This window comes from Coleofasciculus sp. C1-SOL-03, from assembly GCF_040220555.1.
Lineage (GTDB): Bacteria > Cyanobacteriota > Cyanobacteriia > Cyanobacteriales > Coleofasciculaceae > Coleofasciculus.
This window is the reverse complement of record NZ_JAVJUO010000069.1, coordinates 63,282-72,936: the sequence shown is the minus strand read 5'-3', so window position 1 is coordinate 72,936 and position 9,655 is coordinate 63,282. Positions and strand designations below refer to the sequence as shown.

The window sequence follows — 9,655 nt, the reverse complement described above, 5'->3', positions numbered from 1 at the left end:
GCGTCCGATTCATGGCTTCTGTACTGGCGACATCGTGAAAACGGTCATCCCAAAAGGTGTGAACACAGGAACTTATGTTGCTCGACTTTGCCCATACAGCAACGGCAGAGGTGAGATCTATCCGACAACTGGCAAAAAACGGATTGGCATCAAACTAGAATATGTAGAAAAACCAATTCATCGAAAGGACGGCTACAGCTATGCGTGAAAAGTACCCAAACGGGAAGAAATGTCTAGATGTGTCCAGAAAATAGCAAACAGCTTCTAACCCTTAGATCCAATTCAAACCAATGACCAATGACCAATGACCCAAACATTACTAATTACGGGTACAAATACCGATGCGGGTAAAACGGTATTAACCACGGCTCTCGCCGCTTATTGGCAAACCTATTATCCGCAAAAACGTCTGGGAATTTTCAAGCCGATGCAAACGGGAACCGGGGATTGGGAACATTATCACCAGCAATTCAACCTGGATCAAACCCCTCAAGAGATTGCCCCGTTACAATTTAGCCACCCTGTCGCCCCACCAGTCGCGGCGGAACGGGAAGGACGATCGATAGAATTAAAAGGAGTCTGGCAGGCATTGAATCGCCTCCAGCAGCAACGGGATGTTGTTTTAGTAGAAGGACTAGGGGGACTGGGTTCACCTGTAACCCATGAGTTAACCGTGGCGGATATCGCCAGAGATTGGAAATTACCGAGTGTCATTGTGGTGCCTGTGGCGCTGGGCGCGATCGCACAAACCGTGGCAACCGTGGCATTAGCACGTCAGTCGGGCGTTCTCCTCAAAGGAATTGTCCTCAATTGTGTGCAGCCTCGTTCAGCACAAGACATTGCTGATTGGACTCCGATTGAGTTGATGCAATCGCTGAGTCAAGTTCCCATCTTAGGCATCCTGCCTCACTTAAGTGATCCCACTGATCTGAGCAAACTGGCTCAAGTGGCATCTGAGTTAGAAATAGAGCAATTGTTCTGATTGAACCGAAAATCCTGGTGCTGTTTGAAAAAGTGAATCAAATCTGTGGAAATACCTGAAGTTCTGTAACAGGTATATCAACATCATGGCGAATTTCCAGGAAAATTAGAGAACCACCGACTACGTTTTCTGTGGTAATCACCCATTCCCAATAATTTCCTGGGTCATCTCCAGGATCTATTACCTGAATCAATCCATGATCAAGCCGCTTAACTTGATCTAAAAATCTCAGGCATCCGAGTCCAGACAATGGCGAATCACCCCTAAGAAATGACGAGTAAAATGACCAATGATCACCTTAACGTCTGCGATTGACCGCTATCCGCTAACGGTTACACCAGACACCTGTCTGAGCGATGTCATCGCACTTCTCAATCCAGGAACTCATGTCTTCCCATTCCCCGATGGGAAAGGATTGTGCGGTTCAAGTCATGGTGATGGAACGTGTGGGGACTGTGTCTTTGTCACAGAAGGCGAGCAGTTAGTTGGAGTGATAACAGAGCGGGATTTAGTTCAAATTGTCGCGGCGGGAAGCCGCCTAGAAAGGCTTCGTGTAGCTGACGTGATGACTCAGCCGGTAATCACGCTGAAGCAATCCGAGTTGCGGGATGGTTTCAAAATGCTGAATTTATTCGAGTGCCATGGTATTCGTCATTTACCCATTGTCAATGAGAATAATCAATTGGTAGGAGTTGTTACACCTGAAAGTCTGCACCACGTTCTGCCATCCACTGAACTGTTGAAAAGGCGTCGAGTCGCAGAAGTAATGACACCTAAAATCATTAACGTTTCTCCCACAACCTCGGTGCTAACCGTAGCGCAACGGATAGCAGATTATGGCGTTAATTATGTAGTCATTGGCGAACAACAATATCCGAATCGTTCTGAGCAGATGGTGTCATCAATCTCAGTCGAGTCAAGACCATTATTATTCCCCATTGGCATCATTACTGAACGAGATATTGTCCAATTTAAGGCATTGGGACTCGATTTAAACTTACCAGCTCATACGCTGATGAGTTTTCCCCTACTATGTGTGAATCCAGACGAGTCGTTATGGACAACTCATCAGAAAATGCAGCAGTGGCGAGTGCAGCAATTAGGAGTCTGTCGTCATCAAGGAGAACTGTTGGGTATGGTGACTCAAACCAGTATTCTACAAACTCTTGACCCAGCCCAGTTGTATCAGGTTATTCAAGACTTACAGCAGCAACTGAGTCAACAGCGTCAAATCATTGCCTCACTCCAAGCTGAAAATCGACATCTGCGACGAAATGATCAGGGAGATGAAAAAGATAGGGAAGATAGGGAAGATAGGGAAGATAGGGAAGATAGGGAAGATAGGGAAGATAGGGAAGATAGGGAAGATAGGGAAGATAGGGAAGATAGGGAAGATAGGGAAGATAGGGAAGATAGGGAAGATAAGGGCGGATTTAGTAACATCAGGGTGATCAACAACGATAATCGTGAAACCCACCCCGAAAGATACGCCATGACACCTCTGGTTACTCAAAACGCCGACGATGAAATCGGGAATTCTTGGGAGCCAGTGATACCCTTGGAATTGAGGGAGTGCCAACAAGCGCAAGGAATTCTGAAAAATTTAAACCGTATTCTCAAAACCCTCAGTGAATCACACCGAATCTTGATAAATGCAACCCAGGAATCTGAGTTATTCCAGAACATTTGTCGGTTGATCGTGGAGGTTGGGGGTTATCAGGCGGCTTGGGTGAACTTGACAACTGAGGATACATCCCTAACGGTACAACCTGTGGCTGGGTTTAATAATTCTGATAATACCCCGTATCTAAGACAATTGGTGATGCCTGGGGTCAATCCATCCTCAGGAGAGTCTCCGATTAATCAAATTTGGCAAACTGGACAACCGATAGTTTGTCGCCATATTCAAACTGATCCGAAGTTTACACCCTGGCGATCGCAGGCCTTACAACAAGGGTATGGGGCGTTGATTATTCTACCATTACAGGTTCAAGAGCAGCCGTTGGGTGTGTTGACTATCTATGCGGTAAACTCCAAATCATTTACGCCGGAAGAGGTACAGTTATTGAAAGAATTAGCCAATGATTTAGCCTCCGGTATCGAAGCACTACGCACCCGCCTTGCCCGTGAACAAGCTGAAGCTGAATTATGTCAGTTAAATCAGGAACTCGAAAGTCGGGTACAACAGCGCACGGTTCAACTCGAACAAGAAATTCAGGAACGTGAAGGGATAGAAGCCGCATTACAGCAGGAGTTTGATTTATTATCCCGGGTAATGGAAACCAGCCCGGTGGGGATCATTTGGGTGAATCCGCAGGGACAAATTATGCTAATTAATCATCAAGCGGAACAGATTTTAGGTCTCCAATCAAAAGATAGTTGCCCAGAGTCTCAAGATAAGCTGACGTGGCATTATCAGGATGAGCCAGGAAATTTAAATAATCATAAACAGTTACCGTTCTGGCATTTGTTGAAAACCAATCAGACGGTTAATGACTTACAGTATACTATTGAACGAAAGGATGGTAGCCAAGTATTACTGTCGATTAACGGAACATCCTTATTTAACAAAGTAGGTCAATTAAAGGGTGTCGTATTTGCGATTGATAATGTTACCGAGCGAGTCAAGGCAGAGGAAGAACTGCGACAAAGCGAAGAACGATTCCGGACAGTTGCAAACTTTACGTATGACTGGGAATATTGGCTGAATCCAGAAGGTCAGTTTCTCTATATGTCTCCTTCCTGTGAACGGATTACCGGGTATAGTGCCGATGAATTTTTCCAGGATGCCAGTTTATTGGAGTCGATTATTTATCCAGAAGATCGAGACAAATTTATTCAGCATGGGTGTGCCACTGGCGTAACTCAGAGGGTGTCAGGGATCGATTTTCGCATTCTCACGAAAACTGGAGAATTACGTTGGATTTCTCATATCTGCCAATCTGTACACAGTTCTGAGGGGCGTTGGTTAGGCACACGAGCGAGTAATCGGGATATAACAGAACGCAAACAAGCCGAGGAAGCGTTGCGAGAAAGTGAGAAACGTTTCCGGAGTATGTTCAATCAAGTGGCTGTCGGTATTGTCCAAGCGACGTTATCAGGTCAGTTTCTGTGGTTCAATCAAAAGTTTATCGACGTAGTGCAGTATAGTGCAGAGGAACTGCAAAATAAGACGTGCAAAGATATTACTCACCCCGATGATGTTGACCAGGAACTCACTTGTCTACATCAGTTATTGGCAGGAGAAATTGATACGTTCTCCCGTGAAAAACGCTATCGTCGTAAAGATGGATCTGAGGTTTGGGTGAATTTAAGTGGGTCGCTGATCCGGGATAGTCAAGGTGAACCCAAGTCTTATATTGCCGTAGTGCAAGATATCAGCGATCGCAAACAGGCACAAGCGACGTTACAGCAGCTGAATGAGCAACTGAAAGGGCGGGTGAATGAACTGGGAAGCCGCAACCGAGAAATGGTGTTACTTGGGGAATTGAGTGACTTTCTCCAAGCCTGTTTGACGGTTGACGAGGCATATCAGGCGATCGCGACATTAGTGGCTCCCCTATTTCCGGGGAGTTCCGGTGGCGTCTTCGCGATTAATCCGTCGGAAAATTGGGTGGAAGCTATGGCAACGTGGGGAACCGCTTTGGCGAGTCAGACGCTATTTTCGCCGAAGGCATGTTGGGCATTACGTCGGGGACGTCCCCATTGGGTAACTCAACAACAATCTGGTTTACGTTGTCCCCATATTCACTCAGATATTTCTCCCCTAGAATCCTTTTGTGTGCCAATGATGGCACAGGGAAAAGCGTTAGGAATTTTATATATTAGTTCGCCACAATCGGGACAATTGACCGAGGCAAAACAACGGTTAGCCCTAACGGTGGCTGAACATTTAGCTCTGTCGTTAGCCAATTTAAAATTACGGGAAACCCTGTCTCAACAAAGTATTCGAGATGCACTGACTGGACTATTTAATCGGCGTTATATGGAAGAGTCTCTAGAGCGGGAAATTCATCGAGCGCAACGTCATCAACAACCGATGGGAATTATTATGGTAGATATTGATCATTTTAAGCATTTTAACGACACCTTTGGTCATGAAGCCGGAGATGTTGTGTTACGAGAATTAGGCTTATTTTTGCAACGAAGTATTCGGGCGTCGGATATTGCCTGCCGTTATGGGGGTGAGGAGTTAATTCTGATTTTGCCAGATGCTTCACTGGCTGATACTAAGCAACGGGCGGAGCAAATTCGCCAAGATGTTAAGGGGTTGCAGATCGAGTATCACAATCAACCCTTAGACACGATCGCGATTTCTGTGGGTGTGGCGGCGTTTGCGGAACATGGTTCCACGGCGGAGGAACTAATTGCGACGGCGGATCGGGCGCTTTACCAAGCCAAAGCCCAAGGGCGCGATCGCGTGATTACTGGATCGGCGCTCTAGCCAAGGTGGGTAGGAGCAGCTTGGCATTGCCAAAACGGTATGACCTGTTTTCTAACCTGAAACGATCATACCGTGAGCAAGCTGATCAATCAAAGATTATGACGGGAGACTTCTTGCCGATTCAGTTAACGTTACTTAAATCCGGAAACACCTCCTGCACCGCCGGATGAACTAACTGATTATTCTGGACATTTACCCCCTTCGCCAACGCCACATCTGAGGCGACAGCTTTTATCCCTTCATTGGCTAACTTGAGAACATAAGGTAACGTACTGTTATTCAGGGCTTGCGTCGAACTCCAGGGTACAGCACCGGGCATATTGGGGACACCGTAATGCACCACCCCTTCATCGATATAGGTGGGATTCGTGTGTGAGGTGGATTTCACGGTTTCAATACATCCCCCCTGATCCACCGCCACATCAACAATTACCGCACCCGGATGCATTTGTTGCACCAATCCGCGCGGGACAAGAATCGGCGCCCGACGCCCTGGAACTAACACCGCCCCAATCAGCAAATCTGCTTGGGGAACAACGGCTTCAATCTGAGCTGAATTACTGTAAAGGAGTTCAACCCTGGAACCAAACAGGGTTTCTAAGTAGGCGAGACGTTCAATATTAATATCCAAAATCTGAACCTGAGCACCCATTCCTACGGCAATTTTCGCCGCTTCTGTACCGACAACGCCACCCCCAAGAATCACTACGTTACCGCGTCTCACTCCAGGGACACCCCCCAAAAGCACCCCGCGTCCCCCTTGTTGGCGTTCCAAGAATCGAGCGCCAAATTGGACAGAAAGCCGACCTGCAATAATGCTCATTGGTGTCAGCAAGGGGAGACGGCGATCCGGAAGTTCCACGGTTTCATAGGCGATCGCACAAACACCACTATCGATTAAACTCTCAGTCAATGGGCGATCCGCCGCCAAATGCAGGTAGGTAAATAGTAATTGGTCTTTCTGTAAATATGGATACTCCGACGTTAGCGGTTCTTTCACCTTAACCACCAATTCCCGATTCCACGCCTCGGCTGCTGTAGCGACAATCTTAGCGCCACTATGCTGATAGTCTTCATCGGTAAAGCCAGCCCCCGCCCCCGCCTGGGTTTCAATCCAAACCTGATGTCCAGCTTCCTGTAAGACGCGAACACTACTAGGACTCAAGCCAACTCGAAATTCTTGATCTTTTGTCTCTTTGGGTACACCGATTTCCATCGTTTTCCTTTATGTATTGCAGTTTTCAGACGTTGTGCCATAAGGACTAAGCTTATACCCCTTGGGCGATCGCACAACACTGTTGTGGACATTGGTATCACTTAACCGGCACCCATTCTGTTCCTGCTTTTTTAAATGTTAAACTTAGTAAAGAAATATAACTGAATCATTACACCAGACTTGGCAACCATGACACAACCCCAACCCACAACCACTCCCCAACTTGCCGAACCCAAGTTCGGTTTCAATGAATATGCTGAACGCTTGAATGGTCGAGCCGCAATGATTGGCTTTGTCTTGACCCTGGCGATTGAATATGCTACAGGTCAAGGACTGCTCAGTTGGCTAGGTTTGCAATAATACTGTGACTCTATGGCAGTGAGAGTATTTTGCTCCCGAAAGCGTCCCTGGGCATAACCCAGTGAGCGGTTCTGAACAAGTCAAACGTCTCACGTCAATTGTCGGGGCAATTTAGCCTGTAGGGGCGGGTTTAGCCACTGAAGCTAGCTTACCCGCCAATAACTGACGAACAAAACCCGCCCTCCTCCGCCCCTAGCAAATAGATTAAGTCAGTCGCTGTACTGATTGCGACTATAGAGGATTAGTGGTAAAGAATAAGCGGTTGTCGGTTAATCTGTCGATTAATCGGATACCCTAGAAGTAGATTAAGCACTGACGTGGAATAGAGATAAATAGTAAACCGTGATGAATGCCTTAGGACCTCGATTCTGGAAGCTAGCCTACCGCAAAGAACCAATTTCTAGCTTTATTGTCACAGTCGGCGCTGTTGATGCTGTCATTGGTGGAGTTGGCGAACGCTGGTCGCTGCTAACCTTTGGGTTAATGATGGTCATGTTAGCCGTTGGTATCCGCTGGTGGCAAAGCCAACGTCGCCAAACCGAACTGGCTGAACAACCCGTAACTCCTCATTATCTGCCATCAAGTCCTTCCCGTCCCCCCTTACCAATGCTCAGTACCAGCAAGCGTCATCCCCATCGCTGATGCTTGGATAGCTGCACGTCGGGTGTAATTGATCGGAAACTCAGGGCGAGATAGGAAGGCGAATTGGCGGGAATGACACACAAAGCAACATTAGAGCGATTGTATAAAATTGGCGAAGTTGCCAATCAAACTGGGTTGTCGGTAAAAACGATTCGCTATTACGAAGAAGTGGGGTTACTGACACCAACCACAACCCGTTCCGAATCCGGTTATCGCCTGTTTACCGAGCAAACCCTGAATCGGTTAGCCTTTATTAAGCGATCGCAATCCCTGGGACTCAGCCTGAGTGAAATCCACAAAATCCTCGACATTCACGACTCCGGCGAGTTACCCTGTGGTGCAGTGAAACAACATTTGCTGCATAAAGTCGAAGAAATTAACCAGCAAATTCAAGCCCTAGAACTGCTCAAATCAGAGCTGATCGGCTTACTCTCAGGATGGCAAGAGCAACCACCGCGCGATCGCGTCGCTCAAACTATCTGCCCCAACATTCAATGAATAATTGTCCAGATGTACCATGGCGAGTCTGGACTCAACGCTGGGCTATAAAAGTACCTGGCGCGTGTGTAGGGGCGGGTTTCACGATTATCGTTTTTGACCTCACCCCGATGGAACTAAACCCGCCCCATTCCAAGTTTGAAGTGCGATAATTTAGGACGAATGACGAATGACAAATGACGAATGACAAATGACATAAGGACAGTTTTAATCGGAGTGATGATCGGTTTGGCGACTATAAGCCATAAGGCAATAAGTCAGCCTTTACCTGTACCCGTTGTACCACCCAGTCCGGAAAATCCCGTCCAACCAACGCCTCCTACCCCCTTCGATTCGCCAAATCCTGAATTCTCTCCACCTCAACCCCTTTCCTCACCTGAAACCTGGAGGAATCCGCGACGAATCTACACCTTTACAGGTCATAACACAGCCGTTGATTCCTTATTCTTTAGTCTAGATGGAACAATTTTAATTAGCGGCGGTAGTCGTAACGATGGCAAAATTAAATTCTGGCAGCTAAAAACAGGTCGGGAAATTGATAGCCTACGAGCGCAACGCACTTCAGTATCTGTCTTGGGCTTATCACCCGATGGAGAAACCTTAGTCAGTTCGGGTACAGATTCTGCGGTTAATCTCTGGAACTGGAGAACCGGAGATTATATCCATCAGTTTCGCAATCATACCAGCAATGTCTTATCCTTGGCAATCACGCCCGATGGTCGTACCTTAGTCACCGGAGCTTTAGATGGAATTCGACTCTGGGATTTAACCAAACAACGTCGAATTTACACCTTAGCGCGTTTTGATAACCAAACCTATGGGCTAGCCATTCACCCGGATGGAGATATTTTGGCAAGTGGTCATAAGTTTGGCTCCATAAAACTTTGGAACTTAAACACAGGACAATCACTCAATCAGATTCGCGCCCATCGCGGTTCTGTGAATGCCTTGGCGTTTACACCCGATGGACAAACTTTAGTCAGTGGTAGTTATGATCGCACGATTAAAGTCTGGAATCTGAGAACAGGGCAATTAGCACAAACTCTTTCCGGACATACTGGGCGAGTTTGGGCTTTGGCGATTAACCCTGATGGTGAAACCCTAGCCAGCGCCAGCCGTGACGGGGTGCGACTATGGAATTTAAGGACAGGGGAACTGTTGGCATTACTGACAGCCCACGAAGATTGGGTGCATTCCGTTGCCTTTAGCCCTGATGGTACGCTTCTGGCGACAGGCGGATTTGATCGGCAAATCATGGTTTGGCAAATTCCTCTGGTAAGCGGTGAGGAATTGGCACAACGTTCTCAGTAGGGGCTTGGTTCCCAAGCCCTTACTTGGTTACTTCAAGGAAATCTAGTATAGACTGGAGAACAAAAGCATGAAAGCTAAACTTAATATAAAGCCAAATTAATCTTTGGCAAAGAAAAGCTGATGACTCATCCTACGCTGAAAAAAAATTACAGCGTGGGGAACCTATCGCCGGACTAGCTAATCAACCGGAACAAACGGCGCT

General features: G+C 47.0%; 8 protein-coding genes and 1 pseudogene. 7 read left to right on the top strand and 2 right to left on the bottom strand.

The window, feature by feature from the left end:
• Together RIE73_RS11185 and bioD are read left to right on the top strand one after the other, a co-directional pair.
• Positions 1 to 208 (top strand): annotated as a pseudogene (locus RIE73_RS11185) (RNA-guided endonuclease IscB); the annotation flags it as partial.
• Positions 209 to 304: 96 nt separating this feature from the next.
• On the top strand, positions 305 to 982 hold the full coding sequence (gene bioD / locus RIE73_RS11180; protein ID WP_446401234.1) for a dethiobiotin synthase: 678 nt from the start codon (positions 305 to 307) through the stop codon (positions 980 to 982).
• 37 nt (positions 983 to 1,019) lie between these two features.
• On the opposite strand, the gene RIE73_RS11175 is transcribed toward bioD, so the two are convergent.
• The gene (locus RIE73_RS11175; protein ID WP_446401233.1) at positions 1,020 to 1,232 is read right to left on the bottom strand and encodes a hypothetical protein; all 213 of its coding nucleotides are present in this window, start codon (positions 1,230 to 1,232) and stop codon (positions 1,020 to 1,022) included.
• A gap of 39 nt (positions 1,233 to 1,271) precedes the next feature.
• On the opposite strand from RIE73_RS11175, the gene RIE73_RS11170 reads away from it, so the two are divergent.
• A complete protein-coding gene (locus tag RIE73_RS11170; RefSeq protein WP_446401232.1) occupies positions 1,272 to 5,426 on the top strand; it encodes a PAS domain S-box protein in 4,155 nt (1,384 codons plus the stop codon).
• A gap of 121 nt (positions 5,427 to 5,547) precedes the next feature.
• On the opposite strand, the gene ald is transcribed toward RIE73_RS11170, so the two are convergent.
• Positions 5,548 to 6,642: an alanine dehydrogenase gene (gene ald / locus RIE73_RS11165; RefSeq protein WP_446401231.1), complete on the bottom strand. Its 1,095-nt coding sequence runs from the start codon at positions 6,640 to 6,642 to the stop codon at positions 5,548 to 5,550.
• A gap of 189 nt (positions 6,643 to 6,831) precedes the next feature.
• Between ald and RIE73_RS11160 the strand changes: the two genes are divergently transcribed.
• The 4 genes from RIE73_RS11160 (at position 6,832) to RIE73_RS11145 (ending at position 9,453) form a co-directional block, all read left to right on the top strand.
• Entirely contained in the window at positions 6,832 to 7,002 is a 171-nt protein-coding gene (locus RIE73_RS11160) for a hypothetical protein (protein WP_446379195.1), read from the top strand.
• Between the two features lie 345 nt (positions 7,003 to 7,347).
• A complete protein-coding gene (locus tag RIE73_RS11155) occupies positions 7,348 to 7,644 on the top strand; it encodes a hypothetical protein (protein ID WP_446401230.1) in 297 nt (98 codons plus the stop codon).
• A 72-nt stretch (positions 7,645 to 7,716) separates the two neighbouring features.
• Positions 7,717 to 8,142, top strand: a complete 426-nt coding sequence (locus tag RIE73_RS11150) for a heavy metal-responsive transcriptional regulator (protein WP_446401229.1) — start codon at positions 7,717 to 7,719, stop codon at positions 8,140 to 8,142.
• A 183-nt stretch (positions 8,143 to 8,325) separates the two neighbouring features.
• Entirely contained in the window at positions 8,326 to 9,453 is a 1,128-nt protein-coding gene (locus tag RIE73_RS11145; RefSeq protein WP_446401228.1) for a WD40 repeat domain-containing protein, read from the top strand.
• The last annotated feature ends 202 nt before the right edge of the window (positions 9,454 to 9,655 follow it).